The organism is Clostridia bacterium (assembly GCA_014360065.1).
GTDB lineage: Bacteria > Bacillota > DSM-521 > Neomoorellales > JACIYF01 > JACIYF01.
This window is the reverse complement of the sequence record JACIYF010000056.1, coordinates 1-17,231: the sequence shown is the minus strand read 5'-3', so window position 1 is coordinate 17,231 and position 17,231 is coordinate 1. Positions and strand designations below refer to the sequence as shown.

Here is a 17,231-nt window from a genome sequence, read left to right as displayed (position 1 = left end):
ATGCCGAGGGTCGATAGAATTGTAAACTAGCCGTTCCATGACCTGGCTGCCAGCAAAGTACTGGAAAGCGTCAAGGAGGGCCCTCACCGAGGAAGAATCCACCAAAAGGGGACAATCGGTGTTCTCCAAGACAAACTTGACGTAGCTCTTTAAGGCGGTTCCGGTCTCGCCAATGACGTCCACCATGCGCCCGAGACCGTATTCGTCGGCGAGTCTACCTTCGGTTTTAAGAAGCTCCAAGGCAGCCTGCTCATCGAAAATCCCCGCCTCAGGATCCTTGACGATCTTGTGGCCGGCAAAGAATATGCTCCCGCAAAGGACGGTAGGCCACTCCCCCGGCTGACCGCCAATGTGAGTGTTGTTAATCACAGCTGTATGTTGTTCAGTGCTAAGTTTAAACATATGACCACCCTCAGCTGGAATGTAAACCTTGCCCTAGGCCGATTGGTGCTGCTGGCTTGGTTGGGGCGGCTATTCCTTTAAATGGGCCTCATCCAGCCAGGAGAAAGTATAACCTTCAGGGTTGTCTTGTTGTTTGCGGCGAACGAACTCGGCAAAGCTTTCTCTAGGCGGAATCTTGACCTCCAGGGCATCCATGTCCTTTGCTAGTGGGTAGCGGCCAAAGGTGCGAATAGCCGCCACCGCAGCGTGGATATGTTCCGGAGGCGTGTCGGCCGGAAGGCTGTTGAGGAAGATACCCAACTTGCCCCCAGGTGCCCCTTGGGCGATGTATTCCTTTATCCGCTGGATAATGGCCTCTATGGGGCCGCTGCGGATGAGCAAGGCGTTAATTCCCAGTATCAGAGGTACCGAGTGCTTAGTAGCTACCTCCTTTGGCACCTGTACCCCAATTCGCTCCACATCGGGATCTAGGCACAAGAGGCCGAGAGGAGTATTCTTGGAAACCCGCACCTTGGCCTCAATGAAGTCTACTGGGTTCTTTAAGTAGCTTTCCCCCCAGTAAGCTACGCCCCCAACCCGGCAGTTAGGATTGGCAAATTTTTCATCCAGGCGATAAATATATGGCTCCACGAATTCCTCAAATATGCGCAGGTTGACGTTCGGCGGTGAGGCCCAGGCGTCAGCACCTTGTACGCTGGTGGTGGAGGGGACAGCGTCGTACTGCACCTTTAGCCATGGCAGCAACACGTCATCGCAGATGCGGCGCAGCAACTCATGGGCAAAGTCGGGTCGGGTCTTGATGTCGCTGATAAGGCCGGTGTAGCTGCGGATGCCGCAGGCCAGGCTGAAAGGAGCGCAGAGCTGGAGCACTGGTGGCAAGCCACTGTACTTCAGGTGCAGGGCATAGCTTTCCAGTACCTGGGGCATGCGCCCGGCCTGTCCTGGGTTGAGGAGCTTTACTTTATCCAAGTCGGATTCGTTTTTGACTAAGGGGGTGGTCTGATCGATGTCGGGCATGCTGCGAGGATGGAATTTCAGTTTTTGGCCAATAGCTTCGGCTTCAATATTGTAGACGTCCCAGAACAGAAAAGGTACATCGAAGTCGTAGTACTCGGTAGCTAAGAGCTCGACCTCTATGAGGGCTACCGGATCAGTGTAAAACCGGCTGGCTGGAAGTCCGGCCAGAAACATGGCGTGGTCGTGCATTTGGGCCAGCACCGGAACCCGTTCGGGCTGGCCAGCCAAAGCGTTACCAAAAACCTGGGCGCCTCTAATCCACCGGTTCATTTACTTCACCCCCAATAAAGCTTTGGCTTTGGCTACCGCGTCCAGAGCATCGGCACCCCAGGCGTCGGCTCCGATCTCATCAGCAAAATCCTGGTTTACCGGTACACCGCCCACCATTACCTTGACTTCGTCTCTTAAACCCTGCTTCCGAAGCTGCTCGACCACTTCGCCCATGGCCAGCATGGTGGTAGACATGTAGGCCCCTAGGCCCAGGATCTGGGGGCGGTTCTGCCTGACTTGCTCAATGAAGGTAGCTACAGGTATATCTACTCCCAGATCAACTACCTCAAAACCATTGGCCCGCAGTAAAGCTACCACTATATTCTTGCCTAGGTCGTGCATATCTCCCTCCACCACGCCGATAATCACCTTGCCCAAAGGCTGAGATTCCGAAGCACTAAGCTTGGGTTCCAGCACGGCCATGGCCGCCTTGAAAGCTTCGGCCGACATAATTACGTCAGGCAGGAAATACTCCCCTTCTCTCCACAGCCTCGCTACCTCATTCATGGCAGCCACCAAGCTACCGTTTACCAGTTCCAGGGGTGCTAAGCCTTGTTCTAGGCCGGCTTGGGCTTTGGCTTCAGCGGCATCCGCTAACCCATTGATTACTGTTTCCCGAAGTTCCTTGGCTACGCTCATGCCTTTCAATCCCTCCTTGATTGGCGATAGGGGCGGAGTTTGGTCGCCCTTTTTGAAAAGCTGTATTCTGGATTGACAATGGCTTAGCCTCCCAATTATTTTGCTATTATTTGTACTATTTTGTTGTGTCTTGGTTGGACAAAGTGATGAGGCAGGAGTGTGCTGAAGAAAAATCGAAATATAGCCTTGAAGATTAGGCTTAAGCACTTCTTGTGGGAAGGGATCACATCTGCCCGAGAAAAACTTGCAGGGCCGAGCCAAGCCCAAGAAAACCGCTGATTTCAAGGACCCAGCATCATTGGGCTACGTCATGGACCTTTATATGGCAGCGACGGGGTTGGACGGGGAGCTATTGCCACTGCCAGCCGGTAACGGCGGATCTGGGCGAGCGGTGCTGGGTGGTGAAACGGTGAGAACCAGCTTCTGCCGACTGGTTCGCGGTACACCCGAAGGCGCAATTAGATGTGAGTACCAGATGCACCAGGCAGGGCGCCAGGCCTTGGACTTGGGGCAGCCCTATGTATTTGTTTGTCATGCGGGGCTGGTGGAATGGGCGGCGCCGGTGGTCTGCGGCCAAGAATATATGGGGTCGGCCATAGCAGGGCGAGTACGGATGTGGGAACTGGATGACGAGGCTCGAGAAGAGGTCCAGGCCAGGGTGGCGGACCTAAGGCTGGACCCCGACAGCCTAGGCTCAGCCCTGGATGAGGTGCCCTTTGCCGGGACTGACCAGGTACGCGCAGCTTCCCAGCTGCTTTTCAGCCTAGTTTGCTATCATATGGGCTCGGATGCAACTATGTTGCAGAAACAACGCAAGCTCTGGGAAGAGCGGGGCTGCTTGGCCGAGGAAATTGCGCGCCAGAAAAACATCCAGGTCCAGGAATTGGCCCGCCGGATACTGGGGAAAGAACTGGCTCCAGTGACATCTGGTAGGGAAAACGGCAGGCGAGGGCGGGCGGCCAGGTATTGGCTTTCTCCTCAAAATGAGCGGGAGTTGGTAGGGCGAATCCGGCTGGGCAATCGCTCTGGGGCCAAAGAGATTCTCAATCAGATCCTAGGAGACATCTTTCTAAACGGTAACAATGATCTGAATCTGGCCAAGGCGCGCTTAATTGAGCTGTTGACTAGCGTAGGCAGGGCCGGGGTCCAGGCGCAGACGCCTTGGGAAGGTTTGTTTGAGCTATACCTGGAAGCGGTGGAGGAATTACGGCAGGCGGAGGATGCTGAGGGACTCTATCATTGGACGGTGAAAAGTTTTGATCGGCTCATGGATGCAATTTACATAAGTCGGGACCGATCCAACTTTGCCGTAGTCAAACAGGTTACTGATTACTTGGAGCAACACTTTTCTGAAGAGATAAATATCAATAAGGTTGCTCAGGAGGTGCACCTCAGTCCGTTTTATCTCAGCCGCCTTTTCAAGGAAGAATTAGGCTTGACCATCGTTGAGTATTTAACTGACGTGCGCCTTGGTGTGGCCCGCAACTTGCTTGAAAAGACCGACCTTACCGTTACCCAGGTGAGCGAGCGAGTAGGCTACCAGGATCCGGCCTATTTTTCCAGGATATTCAAGAAGCGCATAGGAGTAAGCCCAAAAGAATACCAGCGCCGCTGGCGGGCTACTTCTACTTAGGCATTAAGAAGGGATTGGGTAACAAAACCTTAGACTTCCGAGAGATCAACAAAAAAGTGCGCTGCTAGAGAAGGTGCTGATTGCCATGGATAGGGCCGAAGTGCTTAAGCAGGTGGCTGACAAAGTAATTGATGGCGATCCTCGGGGCATTGACGAGGTGATAGCCAAAGCTTTGCAGGCCATGATACCCCCAAGAGATATCCTTGAGGAAGGCTTAATGGCTGGCATGCGCGTCGTTGGCCGCCAGTTTCGGGACAACGACGTCTATGTCCCCGAGGTGATTATGGCCTCGCGGGCGATGGCCAAGGGGATTAAGCTCTTGCGCCCGTTTTTGGCGGACTCCTTTTTAGGCAACCGTGGCAAGGTGGTCATCGGCACAGTTCACTACGACCTCCACGACTTGGGCAAATCTGTAGTTGCCATCATGCTCCAAGGGGCAGGGTTTGCAGTGGTGGACCTTGGGGTCGACATCCCCGCCAGTCGCTTTGTGGAGGCGGTGGAAAAGGAAAGGCCCAACATTTTGGCTTTGTCAGCTACCCTGACTACAACTTTGCCATACATGCGCGAGGCGGTACAAGCGGTTCGGAAGGTACCGGCCGGTCGCCAAATCAAGGTTCTGGTAGGGGGCCTTCCAGTTACCCCTAGTTTTGCTAAGAGCATCGGCGCTGATGCTTATGGTGTGGATGCCAACGTTGCTGTTCAAAAGGCGCTGGCTATTATGGGTTGAAGGAACGGGCGGAATGGCGGTAATGGTTATGGCGCTTGACATAGCCTAGGTAGAGGCATAGACTAAATGTAAGTAAAATACTAGGGATTGGAGCGAAAGCTGCCATGAAGATCGCCAGTGACATTACCCAACTCATAGGGAACACGCCTCTAGTTCGGCTGAACAAGGTAGCGGCTGGATTAGAGGCAGATGTAGTAGCCAAAGTGGAAGCTTTTAACCCCGGTGGCAGCATCAAGGACCGCATTAGCCTCAGCATGATCGAGGTGGCTGAGAGGCAAGGCCTTATAAATCAAAATACGGTCATCATCGAGCCCACCAGCGGCAACACCGGCATCGGTCTAGCCTGGGTGGCTGCGGTTAAGGGGTATCGGCTCATACTGACCATGCCGGAGAGCATGAGCCTGGAGCGGCGGAAGCTCCTCCGTGCCTTTGGGGCCGAGATTGTCTTGACTCCTGCGAACGAGGGTATGGGTGGAGCCGTTCGCCGGGCTAAGGAGTTGGCGGCACAAACGCCTAACGCTTTTATTCCCCAGCAATTTGAAAACCCGGCTAACCCTGATGCCCACCGGCGCACCACCGCAGAAGAGATCTGGCGTGACACCGATGGCCGGGTAGATATAGTGGTTGCCGGAGTCGGGACCGGGGGAACTATTAGCGGGATTGCCGAGGTAATCAAGCGCCGTAAACCTGAATTCCAGGCTGTGGCGGTGGAGCCAGCTGGCTCTCCGGTTCTCTCCGGTGGTCGTCCTGGTCCCCATAAGATTCAGGGGATTGGCGCTGGCTTTGTTCCCAAGGTATTTAACCAGGACGCCGTGGATGAAGTCCTTCAAGTAGCTGACCAAGAGGCTTTGGATATGGCCAGGCGCCTAGCTCGAGAGGAAGGCCTGTTGGTGGGAATATCTTCAGGAGCGGCCACCTATGTGGCCCTGCAGGTGGCCAGAAGGCCAGAAAACCGGGGCAAACTGATTGTAGTGATCTTGCCCGACACTGGCGAGCGCTATCTCAGCACTGAGCTTTTCTCCGAGGAGTAACCCCCGAGGCAGGCTATACGAGTGGGGGCAAACCAGAGCTAGCAGGTGGCGCCTAGGCCTAGGGGCGGTAGGCTCTCTGGTGTCAGAGGAGGCAGCGAAAGGATTACATGAGGATTTCAACCAAGGGGCGCTACGGGCTACGAGCGCTGTTTGATTTGGCGGTTCACCAGGGTAGTAAGGGTAATCGCCCGGTATCCTTGCGGGAGATCAGTGAGCGTCAGAGGATATCCGAGGCTTACCTAGAACAGCTATTTGCCCCTTTACGCCATCATGGCCTAGTGCGCAGCGTGCGCGGGGCCCAGGGGGGCTATGTTCTGGCTCGGCCGGCTAGCCAGATAACCGTGGCCGACATCATCCGGGCCCTGGAGGGGCCGGTAGCGCCGGTAGATTGCGTCCGCGAGGACGAAGGTGAGATTTGTAAGTACGCCGAAAACTGCGTGGCCCACCTGGTGTGGCTGCGCCTGCGGGATAGCATCAACAAGACTCTAGAATCCATCACCTTGGAAGACATGTGTAGCTACTACCGAGGCCAATCATCAGAACTTTCCTGACTACCCTTATTTTCACCCTTTTTTGCCTTTAGGCGCAAGGGTTGTCAAGGCCGAAACCCCGATCTAAAATGAACTAGTACTGCTGTACTTAAAGAACAAGGGCCTTAATGTATCCAGGAGTGCATAGATCAAATAATTAGGCTTAAGGCAGGGGATTTTAAAGCTGAGGTCGAACTACCCAGTATTCCCTGCCTGGAGTATTTATTGAGTTAGGAAGCCGGAGAAAGGCAGGGGGATGAGTTTTGGCGGTTCAGTTGTCAGAGGCAGAAGCGGAGCTTCAACGCTCAAACTTTCCTTATGGGAAGAGGGTGCGGCCTATGCCTGATTTGCGGACGTTCTTCAATCCCAATGCGGTGGCGGTTATCGGGGCCTCCAAAACGCCTGGCAAGATTGGTTACGCCATCGTCAACAACCTTTTGGAAACCGGTTACCCAGGCACCATCTATCCCATCAACCCCAAAGAGACGGAGATTCTGGGGTTGCCTTGTTATCCCAGCGTTGCTCAGGTTAAACAGCCCATCGATATGGCGGTAATTGCGGTTCCCGCCCGGCTGGTCGTGCAAGCAGCTGAAGAGTGCGGCCAGGCGGGCGTTAAGTTTTTGGTGGTAATTACGGCCGGGTTCAAGGAAGTTGGGCCCGAGGGCAAGGAACGGGAGCGGCAGCTTTTGGAAGTAAGTCGCCGGTACGGCATGCGGGTGCTGGGGCCCAACTGCGTAGGGGCCATGGACACCCACACCCCCTTGGATACCTCCTTTGCCCAGGGTTTTCCCCACCAGGGCAATATCGCTTTTATTTCCCAAAGCGGCGCCATGGTGGCGGCCATTCTGGACTGGAGCCGCTCGGTAGGGATAGGGTTTTCCCGGTTCATTAGTTTAGGCAACAAGGCCGATCTGGATGAAGCCGATTTCATCGAGATCTCGGCCGATGATCCTAATACCAGGGTCATTTTGTGCTATCTCGAGGACGTGACCAACGGCGAGCGCTTCCTTAAGGTGGCGCGGGAAGTTAGCAAGAAGAAACCCATCGTGGTGCTGAAGTCCGGTGTAAGCCAGGCTGGCGCCCGGGCGGCATCTTCCCATACCGGCGCCTTGGCCGGCAGCGACCTGGCCTACGATACAGCCTTCAAGCAGTGCGGGGTTATCCGCGCTCGCTCCATGAGCGAGCTGTTCGAGCTGGGCTCGGCCTTTGCTTCTCAGCCAGTGCCGCAGGGAAGGCGAGTAGTAGTAGTGACCAACTCGGGTGGGCCGGGCATCGTGGCTACCGATGCCATCGAGGCCAAAAAGCTTGAGACGGCCAAGCTGTCCAAGGAGACCCTGGAGGCGCTGCGCCAGAACCTGCCGGCCGAATCGGCCATTTACAACCCCATCGATGTCCTGGGCGACGCCAAGGCTGACCGCTACCAGCTAGCCCTGACTCAGGCCCTAAAGGACCCTTCGGTGGATAGCGCTATAGTGCTACTGTGCCCCACGGCGGTTACCGATCCGGTGAACACGGCCAAGGTGGTGATCGAGGCTAGAAAAGAGTTCCCCGATAAGCCCATCTTTACCGCCTACATGGGCGGGGAAAGCTTGGCCGAGGGGGAGAAGATCCTCACCGACGCCGGCATTCCCTGCTACACCTTCCCGGAGACGGCGGTGCAGGCGGTAGCGGGCATGGCAGCCTATGCCGAGGCCAGGAAGCGCCTGGAAGTCGAGCCGGTGGAGCGGCCGGAAGGGGTAGACGCCAAAGAGATCAAGGCCCTGTTCTACGACGTCCGCCGCGACCGCCGGGTGGTGCTCTTGGGGAGCGAAGCGGCCATGCTGGCCCGCATCTACGGTATTCCTGCCGCCCCCATCTACCTGGCTACCACTGCTGACGAGGCCCAGGAGCTGGCCGAGAAGATGGGTTACCCGGTAGTGCTCAAGGTAGCTTCGCCCAAGATCCTCCACAAAACTGACGTCGGTGGAGTCAAGGTGGGGCTTAAGACGCCGGAAGACGTCCATCGCGGCTTTGAAGAGATCATGGAGAGCGTGCATCGGCTGATGCCGGACAGCCCCGTCTACGGCGTAGAGGTGCAGAAGATGATGCCGCAAGGCCTTGAGCTCATCATCGGCATGACCAGAGATGTTCAGTTCGGCCCCTTGATGGCTTTTGGTTTGGGCGGCATCTACGTCAACCTGCTGAAAGATGTTTCCTTCCGGCTGGCCAACGGGCTGTCGCGGGATGAGATTCAGGAGATGCTAAAGGAAACCAAGGCCTACACGCTCCTTAGGGGCTACCGGGGCGCTAAGCCCTATGACATCAACGCCCTGGTGGATGTAATTGCCCGGATGGCGCGGCTGGCCCTGGACTATCCGGAGATTGCGGAAATGGAGATCAACCCCATCTTTGCCTACGAAGAAGGAGTTTCGGCCCTGGACGTTAAGGTAACCTTGAGCGAGCTGTAGCTCGCTGCCAATCCTGCAGTGCGAGGTGTTAACTGTGCGGAGCCTCTATATCATGGGAATGAGTGGTAGCGGGAAGACTGCTCTGGCCCTGGGCTTAGCCCTCAAGCTCCGGGAGGAGGGCTTCCGGGTAAGTTATTTCAAACCCACCGGTGCTCCCCCGATTCCGGCGCGCCACCGGGGGGAAAGTGCCGTACTGATGCGGGAAGTCCTGAACATGAACCAGTGCCTGGAGGATATCACTCCGCTCACTGCCGGGCCCCTCTACCTGTCCAGCTTGCACCAGGTGGCTGATCGGCTAGAGCGGGTCAAGGAGGCTTTTAACCAGGTGGCTTCCGAAGCCGACGTGGTATTGGTGGGTGGTTCAGCTGCCCCGTTTATCACCATGGCCATAGGCACCGATGACATCACCTTGGCCAAGGAGTTTGGCTCCGGGGTAGTCTTTACTTCTCAGATTGAGAACGACTACAGCCTGGATCAGACCCTGGCCTTCAACCAACTCTTGGCTGCCCGGGGGGTAGAAGTTCTGGGCACCGTATTTAACTTGGTACCCAGGCAGCTTTTGAGCAAGGCGGAAGGGATCTACCGCCCGGTAATGGAACGCATGGGTTACCGAGTATTAGGGATCGTGCCCGAGCGCCCCGAAGTCACCTCGCCTACAGTTGGCGAAATAGGCGAAGCCTTGGGTGCGGAGGTACTGGTGGGTGGCGACGGCATGGGTCGAGTGGTAGAAGATTTGGTGATTGGAGCCATGACCTTGGAGAGCGCTCTCAGGTATTTCCGGCGGGCTCCCAACAAAGCGGTTATCACCGGCGGCGATCGCAGCGATATTGCCATGGCTGCCCTGGAGACCAACACTTCGGTGCTGATCCTGACTGGTGGCCTTTACCCGGATGTCTCAGTGCTGACCCGGGCTGAGGAGAAGAGAGTGCCCGTGTTCCTGGTCTATCAGGATACCTACTCTACCATTGAGCAATTGCGGGATGTGCGCCGCCGGATCCACCCTGGTGACGAGGCGGCTATCAACATGGCCAAATGCGAGGTGGAAGAGCACCTCGATTGGCGGGCGATAGTAAACTGGGTGGGTGGCAAGTAGATCGGCGGCGATCGCCTTTGTCCGGGTCCATGCCCCTAGGGAGCATGGGTAGCGGCGATGGAGGACAGGGGTAATATACCGGGGCTATCCCGAATCTTTTTTGGGATAGCCCCCGGTTTTTAAGTCCGGTCCTGGCTTCTTGCTTAAGCTTTGACTATTAAGGCATCTGCCGCCTTAGCCCCTTGACCCTGGGGGAACACCAGAAGAGGGTTAATATCCATTTCAGCAATATCGGGAAAGTCGGCTACCAAATGCGAAAGCCTAACGATTACATCTATGATAGCCTCCTTATCCACCGGCGGCCGGCCTCTGACCCCATCTAGCACCTTCTTGCCCCGAATTTCTTCTAGCATCTCGGCTGCTTCTGCCCGGGTCAGTGGAGCTACTCGCAAGCACACGTCTTCCAACACTTCTACCAGGATGCCACCTAGCCCGAACATTACCACCGGCCCGAAAACTGGATCCCGGCTCATACCTACGATCACTTCGGTGGCCCCAGACAGCATCTCCTGCACCAGCACGCCGCGGATATTGGCATCGGGCTTGTAATTGCGGGCATTGGCAACGATTTCGGTGAAAGCTTGCTTAGCCTCCTCGGGCGAGCCAATGCCCAGCCTGACCCCGCCAGCATCGGTCTTATGCAGAATGTCGGGGGAATCAATTTTCATGACCACTGGAAAGCCTAGCCGGGTGGCGGCCAAAGCCGCTTCTTCGGGGGTGGTGGCTAGCTCCTCCCGGGTGACGGGAATGCCGTAAGCTTTGAGGATTTCCTTGGATTGGGATTCGGTGAGTTGAGCCTTGGCGGGATAAGCCGCCAGCAGCCTTTCAACTTGCAGCCGGCCTGAGTTTCCGACCGGCTTTTCTTCTTTGGGCCGGGCCTTAAATTCAGCCATCCGTTTGGCCCACTGGACTACATCGGCTAGGGCATAAACGGCATAATCGGAGGTTCGTACTGCCGGAATGCGATGCTCGCGGAGCATCCGGACCGTTTCCCGGGCCTCCTCGTCTTCCCCCCAGGTAATGGCAATCATAGGCTTATCGGTTTGCTCGTAGAGATGGACTACTTCGTCTACTAAGCTGCTATTGCCTTGGTCCACGGAGGATAGACGACAAAAGAGCATCAAGGTATCAACGTTAGGATCATTGATCACCTGTTTGGCCGCCTCTAGGAGCAAACCTTGCTGAACCATGAACTGGGAAGTTATGTCAACCGGATTGGCGCTGGAGGCAAAAGGCGGGAGGATGGCATCCAAGGCTCGCCTGGTGCCAGCGGTGAGGCCGGTAACCTGCAGGCCGGTGCTTTCGCACTTGTCGGCCAGAACCACCCCGCCCCCGCCCGAGGCGGAAATTATTCCCACTCGGGGACCTTTGGGGATGCGGCCGCAAGCAATTATGTTGATGGCGATGAGCATCTCATCGATGCTTTCGGTGCGAATGATGTTTTTTTGCCGGAAAAAGGCATCATATACCCGGTCCGAGCCTACCATAGCTCCGGTGTGAGAGGCAGCCGCTCGGGCGGCAGAGGGATTGCGACCGGCCTTGAGAATCATAATTGGCTTTTCATGAGCCAAAGCCAGGTCGGCTGCTGCCATGAGCTTCCTACCATCTCTGACTCCCTCTAAGTAACCGCCTAGCACTCGGACGTTGGGATCGGGGGCCATATAAGCCAGGTAATCAGAAAAATCGAGGTCGGCTTCATTGCCGCTACTGACGTAGTAGGTGAAGCCTAACCCAGCTTCTTCTACCAGGAAATAGATCAGAGACCCGAAGCCGCCGCTTTGAGATACAAAGCCGAGAACGTTAGGGATCACTGGCGCTGTGGGTAGCTTGAGTAGGAAAAATGTGGCCATCAAATTGTTGAGATTGTTGACCAGGCCCATACAATTGGGGCCGACGATGCGCATCCCGCTTCTTTTTGCCAATGCGGCCATCTGTTGCTGGACGGTGGCTCCTTCCTGGCCTACCTCTGCGAAGCCAGAAGTGAAAATGACGGCTACTTTGACCCCTTTGGCGGCACACTCTTCTAGGGCTAGCATGGTAATGGCGGCGGGTACCGCAATGATGGCCATGTCTACTGGGCCAGGGATATCGCTTATGCGAGGATAGCACTTAACCCCCAACAGCTCATCGTACTTCGGATTGACCGGATAGACCTCGCCGGCATAACCGTTGTTCAAAAGGGCGATAAGTGGCTGTCCGCTAGGCTTAATGGGATTGGCAGAAGCCCCGATTATGGCTACTGACTTGGGGTTGAAGACGGGATCCAAGGGGGACGGATTTGCTGCTCCATCCGATAGTGGATACGCCAATTATTGTCCTCCTTTCCATGCTAGAACATTGCTACTACACTCACTATTATAACAATTGCTTCCTGGTTGTGCTAGTCGCTATTTTCCGAAAATACATATCTGGTTAGAGGGAACCAGATCCGGTCGCAAGCTCGTCTATACCAATAGGTGGTTTACCTAACTTAGCCTTCACTTTTCCATGGACCAGCAGGAGATTGGGCTCTAGTGGCGAACCCTAAGGGGTTAGAAGTCGGAAGAAGCCGGCCTGGAAGCCCTCACCGGGTCTTTGGGAGCGCAGGGTTGACTGCTGGGCGGCTGCAGGTGAAGAGTTTTTGAGGAGACCTTAGGAGGCGGTAGGATGGGCCGAGTCTGGCTCGGCATCTTGATTGCGCTGATATTGTCCTGGGCGGTGACTCCGCAGGTTAAAAAGTTGGCCTGTCGGGTGGGGGCGATGGACCTCCCCGGAGGCAGAAAGATTCACCAGCGCCCCACCGCCAGGTTTGGAGGGCTAGCTATTTACGCTGGCTTTATGGGTGGGTTGATTATGGTTCAACCCAGCTTGAGCTTACCGCTCAGTGGCTTGCTTTTAGGGGGAGGTCTAGTCCTAGTCCTGGGCATCATTGATGACCGCTGGGGGCTCAACCCCTGGATAAAGTTGCTGGGTCAGGTAGCAGCCGCGTTGGTGCTGGTCCTTTTCAATGTCCGGGTGGAGTTTCTTAGCAACCCCTTCGACGGGCTGTTGGTGCTAGGCGAATGGGCCATTCCGGTGACCATACTCTGGATTGTAGGCATCACCAATGCCTTGAACCTTATCGATGGCATGGATGGGCTGGCCGGAGGGACGGCAGCCATAGCGGCCATCACTATTGCCGTGGTGGCTTGGCTCAAGGGCCAGGCGGAGGTAGCTATGCTGGCGATGATCCTGGCGGCCGGGACCTTGGGTTTCTTAAGGTACAACTTGCACCCGGCCCAGATCTTTCTTGGGGATAGCGGCTCCATGTTTTTGGGTTTCAACTTGGCCGCCCTAGCGGCCATGGGGTTGACTAAGAGCGCTACCATCATTTCCCTTTTAGTTCCGGTAGTTATCCTGGGAATGCCCATTTTGGACACCTTCCTGGCCATCGTACGCCGGCTCCGGGCCCACCGCCCGGTATTTCAAGCTGACAAGGGTCACCTACACCACCGCTTGCTGGACTTGGGGCTGCCCTACCGGCGAGCGGTTTGGGTGATGTACGGGCTGGATCTGTGCTTGGGCATAAGCGCAGTGATGTTGGTATTCATGACTACTGCCCAAAGCGTGATCCTCTTGGTGGTCTTGGCCGCGGCCGGGGTGGCTGGTATCGATTGGCTAGTAAGTCGGGGCCGAAAATTGGCGCGGTCAAAACAGCGAGAGGGGAGTCGCCGGGGTGTACAGGCAGGGCCACCCACCGTTTCTCGCTCGAGTGGCCAAGCGAAGTTCTAGCAGGACTGTGTCGATAGACAAATATAGGGGTGTAAAGGAAGGGTGGATTTGAGTAACCTGGGCCATTACTTGGGAGCTAAGTTAAGGCAGCTGCAACCCAAAGCGACGCAGCTGCCAATTTTTGTCTTAATGGTATTGGCCATTCTAATGGTCGTCGGCCTTGGGCCAACCCCGGTAGCATGGGCCTTTAGCGATACCCAGGGACATTGGGCGGCTCGGGACATTTCCGCGCTGGCGGCTCGGGGAATAATCAAGGGTTTCACTGACGGCAGCTTTCGCCCCGAGGACAATGTTACCCGGGGGCAATTTGCCAGCTATTTGGTGCGAGTCTTGGGCATGGAAGATGAGGCTCAAAAGCTTCAGCAGGCCGGTTTTTCGGGAGGTTTTACTGATGTGGCGGCCGGCCATGTCTTTGCCGGCGATATCCGGATCGCCCAGGAGATAGGCATTATCAAGGGTTTCCTGGATGGGAATTTTCGCCCGGAAAATCCCATCCGCCGCAATGAAATGGCGGCCATGATCGTTCGGGCGTTGGGCGCAAAATACGCCGGGAGCGGGGGAGTTCCCCAGGTTTTCCAGGATGTGCCGCCCCAGGACTGGGCGGCGGAGCCCATTTATATAGCTTCTCAGCGGGACATCGTTAAAGGGTGGGGGGATGGGACTTTCCGGCCCGACCAGACTGCCACCCGGGCCCAGACGGCAGCTTTTCTGTTTCGTTTCCTCAAGGAACGGGGGGAGGCTTATGATCTATTTGGCCAGATACAGTCAGTCCAGCCTGACGGATCGCTTACGCTTCGCTCCGGTAATGCCACCCTCAACTTACGTTTAGCTTCCAATGCTGAGGTATTTGTTGGCGGGCAGGCGGTTTCCTGGCCCCAGTATTATAGCCAGGCCCAGGGCTTGGCCTATGCCATTTTAAATCCTAGCGGCCGGATACAAGTGTTACAGATAGGAGAGGGCCAGCTGGGCTCGGTAGCGGATTTGAGCCTCTATTCTCGGTGGGGGTCACCAGGTTGGCTAGACGCCCTGGCTCAGGGACAGGGGCTAACCAAAGACAAGCCCAAAAGCCGCGACGACGGCCGCCAAATAGCTAAGATTCAGCAGGCGGATGGGGGGCAGGCTACGGCCTTAGAAGCCCAAGCCAGCCTGAATTTAATTCGCCAGGAAATTGGTGTTGATGCTTTCAGCCAGCAATTGGGGGTAGATGGCCGGGGCCAGGTAATCGCTATCATCGACACCGGGGTTGACCCCTTGCACCCTGACCTGCAACGTACTTCCGATGGCCAGCCCAAAATCCTGGATTGGGTTGATATGACCGATGAAGGGATGGTGGATACCTTTGCTACCGCGCCGGCCAGCTCCGGGGTCATCTGGTACGACGGCGAAAGCTACCAGGTGGGTGGCATCCCTTCCCGGAGTGGCACTTACCATTATGGTTTCCTAGAGGAGAGCCAGGTTGGCGACAGCGGTACGGATCTGAACGGCAACCAAAGCGCATCCGATCGCTTTCTGGTGCTATTGACGGATAGCAACACCCCGGGCCGTTACGATACCGTTTACTTGGATGGCAATGGCAACGGCAACCTAACTGATGATGAGCCCTTCCACTGCTTTCGGCAAGATAGGTCGGCCGGGAAAATCTTGAGCCTAAACGGGGGACCAGGCTTAGGGGTAGTAGCTAGCAGCTTGGACCCGGGCGGCAACTTTGTTAAGTTGAGTTTTGATGTTAACGGCCATGGCACTGCCTTAGCTGGATTGGCGGCCGCCAATGGGGAGGTTAAGGGAATGGCTCCGGGGGCGCAGCTCCTAGTCATAAAAGCCATGAATCCCCAAGGCGAAGCTCCAGTGGACCTATTGATCGAGGCCATGGACTATGCGGTAGCCCACGGCGCTTCGGTGATAAACCTAAGCTTCGGCTACCAGAGCTCTGGCCGGGGTGACGAGAGTTTGGTTAAGGAAGCCCAGCGCCTGGAGAGCAATTATGGTGCCACCTTTATAGCTGCCTCCGGCAATCAGGGGCCTGGCCTCAGTACGGTTACGGCTCCAGGCGACGGTGATGGCATTTTGGGGGTAGGTGCTTACATTTCTCCATCCCAATACGCCCAGCAATACGGCTATCAGGTTGCTCAGGAAGGCCTTTGGTATTTCAGCGGCATGGGGCCGCGACGAGATGGCCACCTTGCTCCGGATCTGGTGGCCCCTGGCGCTGCTATTGCTCCTACCAGATCGGTGGCAGCTATTATGGCTTGATTGAAGGGACTAGTGTGGCTTCCCCCATAGTGGCGGGAGCGGCTGCGGTCTTGCGCCAAGCGGCTCAATGGCTGGGGCAAAGGCCTCCGGCGCCGGTCTATCGCCTGGCGCTGGAGCGGGGCACGAGGCCGGTGGACCACGCGACCCTTCCCGAGGCTGGCCGCGGCCTGCTTGACATTGAAAGGGCCTGGGAGGAAATGGTGGAATTAACATTTGGTAGCCCGGGAGCAGCTAGTGCCGAGGATTGGCTTACGGCCAGCACCTACAATCAAGACTTCGGCGAAGGGAAGGGCTTGTACGCGCGTAGTTTCCTGCCTGGCAGCATACCCTTCGTTATCGGCAATCAGTCATCTAAGAACCGAGTGATTAATTGGTCTACCGATGCTTCTTGGATTAAGCTTGGGGCTGAGAGCACTGCCATTCCTGCCCGGGGAACCAGGATGCTTCCCTTGGACTACCAAGTTCCAGATAGTTCCGGCCTTTACAGCGGCCGCATTCTAGGCACTCTGCCGGGAGAAAAAGAGGCGGCTATTGAACTTTTGGTTACTGCCATTCGTCCAGAGAACTTGGCACCCAATAACGGTTACCGGGTCGACTTGCAGGAGGAGCTGCCCGCCGGGGCTTGGCACCGGTATTTCCTACGGGTGGACGGCGGGGCTTCCAAGCTCAAGGTTGCCATGAGGGTTGCCCAGGATGCCAACGGCAATTTCTTGGGGAGGGTGAGGCTTTGGCTATACAAGCCAGATGGTTCTAACCGATATGTTAGCGATTTCATTGGCCTTGCTCCCCAGGGCCAGCAGGCCCAAGGAGAAATTGAGCTCCAGGTTCCGGCGCCTGAGCCGGGTACTTGGGAAGTGGTGGTTTATTCCTCAGCTGGGCTTAATAACTGGGACAGGCTGACCAGCCATTACCAGCTCCAGATGGCCCTGGAAGGGGTTAGCCCACCTCCAGAGATTGGTTCCGGGCCGGGTGCTGCGGTGGTGGCGGGAAAGCTGATCGAGGTTCTTCCCCAGAAACTTCGGCCGGCTTCGGTTGGACCTACTTTCTTAACGGTCCAGATTTGGGACCGGGCTACCTTGACTCCGGTATCCTGCGTGTTAGAGATCAATGGCAAGACTTATTGGGCCCGCCGGGGCCGAGTCACCTTGCCGTGGGCGGAAACCGGCAACCAGCTTAAATTGCGTATAGGCGTGTGACCGGCGGCCACGCTTATTCGACCTTCTTGTCTGGTTGGTATCGACAATAATATAACCGTGTTGGTGCCATACTAACCCCGTCAGGACTTTGTCTTGAGGGGGTTATTTTTTTGCCGGAGCTAGCTTGGGAAGCCGTTTTTACTGTAGCCTTCTTGGCGCTGGGGGTATGGCTACTTTACTTCCTTAAGAAAAAGGAGCTGATCTAGTCTATGCCCTATGTAGAGGTACTGATCCAGACGGTGCTGG

The 17,231-nt window shown here is 56.2% G+C and carries 13 protein-coding genes; 9 read left to right on the top strand and 4 right to left on the bottom strand.

What is annotated here, in order from left to right:
• From H5U02_09255 to H5U02_09245, 3 genes are all read right to left on the bottom strand, one after another.
• A partial coding sequence (locus tag H5U02_09255) for a tetrahydromethanopterin S-methyltransferase subunit H (protein MBC7342615.1) occupies positions 1–402 on the bottom strand: 402 nt, incomplete at its 3' end.
• A 69-nt stretch (positions 403–471) separates the two neighbouring features.
• The gene (locus tag H5U02_09250) at positions 472–1,689 is read right to left on the bottom strand and encodes a hypothetical protein (GenBank protein MBC7342614.1); all 1,218 of its coding nucleotides are present in this window, start codon (positions 1,687–1,689) and stop codon (positions 472–474) included.
• Positions 1,690–2,328: a corrinoid protein gene (locus H5U02_09245; protein MBC7342613.1), complete on the bottom strand. Its 639-nt coding sequence runs from the start codon at positions 2,326–2,328 to the stop codon at positions 1,690–1,692.
• Between the two features lie 298 nt (positions 2,329–2,626).
• Between H5U02_09245 and H5U02_09240 the strand changes: the two genes are divergently transcribed.
• The 6 genes from H5U02_09240 to H5U02_09215 all read left to right on the top strand — a co-directional run bounded on the left by H5U02_09240 (position 2,627) and on the right by H5U02_09215 (position 9,789).
• A complete protein-coding gene (locus H5U02_09240) occupies positions 2,627–3,961 on the top strand; it encodes a PocR ligand-binding domain-containing protein (GenBank protein MBC7342612.1) in 1,335 nt (444 codons plus the stop codon).
• An 85-nt stretch (positions 3,962–4,046) separates the two neighbouring features.
• Positions 4,047–4,688: a corrinoid protein gene (locus H5U02_09235; GenBank protein MBC7342611.1), complete on the top strand. Its 642-nt coding sequence runs from the start codon at positions 4,047–4,049 to the stop codon at positions 4,686–4,688.
• Positions 4,689–4,792: 104 nt separating this feature from the next.
• On the top strand, positions 4,793–5,719 hold the full coding sequence (cysK, locus tag H5U02_09230) for a cysteine synthase A (GenBank protein MBC7342610.1): 927 nt from the start codon (positions 4,793–4,795) through the stop codon (positions 5,717–5,719).
• Positions 5,720–5,826: 107 nt separating this feature from the next.
• Complete coding sequence (locus H5U02_09225) at positions 5,827–6,270, top strand: Rrf2 family transcriptional regulator (protein ID MBC7342609.1); 444 nt, start codon at positions 5,827–5,829, stop codon at positions 6,268–6,270.
• A gap of 317 nt (positions 6,271–6,587) precedes the next feature.
• Complete coding sequence (locus H5U02_09220) at positions 6,588–8,696, top strand: acetate--CoA ligase (protein MBC7342608.1); 2,109 nt, start codon at positions 6,588–6,590, stop codon at positions 8,694–8,696.
• 34 nt (positions 8,697–8,730) lie between these two features.
• Entirely contained in the window at positions 8,731–9,789 is a 1,059-nt protein-coding gene (locus tag H5U02_09215; protein MBC7342607.1) for a phosphotransacetylase family protein, read from the top strand.
• 143 nt (positions 9,790–9,932) lie between these two features.
• Here the strand turns inward: H5U02_09215 and H5U02_09210 are convergent, their stop codons facing one another.
• On the bottom strand, positions 9,933–12,098 hold the full coding sequence (locus H5U02_09210) for an acetate--CoA ligase family protein (protein MBC7342606.1): 2,166 nt from the start codon (positions 12,096–12,098) through the stop codon (positions 9,933–9,935).
• A 337-nt stretch (positions 12,099–12,435) separates the two neighbouring features.
• Here H5U02_09210 and H5U02_09205 point away from each other — a divergent pair, with 337 nt between their 5' ends.
• From H5U02_09205 to H5U02_09195, 3 genes are read left to right on the top strand one after another with little or no spacing between them, the layout of a single operon-like run.
• Entirely contained in the window at positions 12,436–13,539 is a 1,104-nt protein-coding gene (locus H5U02_09205; GenBank protein MBC7342605.1) for an undecaprenyl/decaprenyl-phosphate alpha-N-acetylglucosaminyl 1-phosphate transferase, read from the top strand.
• 48 nt (positions 13,540–13,587) lie between these two features.
• Entirely contained in the window at positions 13,588–15,789 is a 2,202-nt protein-coding gene (locus H5U02_09200) for a S8 family serine peptidase (protein ID MBC7342604.1), read from the top strand.
• Positions 15,786–16,985, top strand: coding sequence for a hypothetical protein (locus H5U02_09195; protein ID MBC7342603.1), 1,200 nt, complete (start codon positions 15,786–15,788; stop codon positions 16,983–16,985). Before H5U02_09200 ends, H5U02_09195 begins: the two co-directional genes overlap by 4 nt.
• The last annotated feature ends 246 nt before the right edge of the window (positions 16,986–17,231 follow it).

Excerpts from the sequence above, each read along its gene's own strand:
- H5U02_09220 (MBC7342608.1), top strand. The coding sequence starts at position 6,588 with ATGCCTGATTTGCGGACGTTCTTCAATCCCAATGCGGTGGCGGTTATC.
- H5U02_09235 (MBC7342611.1), top strand. The coding sequence starts at position 4,047 with ATGGATAGGGCCGAAGTGCTTAAGCAGGTGGCTGACAAAGTAATTGAT.
- H5U02_09205 (MBC7342605.1), top strand. The coding sequence starts at position 12,436 with ATGGGCCGAGTCTGGCTCGGCATCTTGATTGCGCTGATATTGTCCTGG.
- cysK (MBC7342610.1), top strand. The coding sequence starts at position 4,793 with ATGAAGATCGCCAGTGACATTACCCAACTCATAGGGAACACGCCTCTA.
- H5U02_09250 (MBC7342614.1), bottom strand. The coding sequence starts at position 1,689 with ATGAACCGGTGGATTAGAGGCGCCCAGGTTTTTGGTAACGCTTTGGCT.
- H5U02_09245 (MBC7342613.1), bottom strand. The coding sequence starts at position 2,328 with ATGAGCGTAGCCAAGGAACTTCGGGAAACAGTAATCAATGGGTTAGCG.
- H5U02_09225 (MBC7342609.1), top strand. The coding sequence starts at position 5,827 with ATGAGGATTTCAACCAAGGGGCGCTACGGGCTACGAGCGCTGTTTGAT.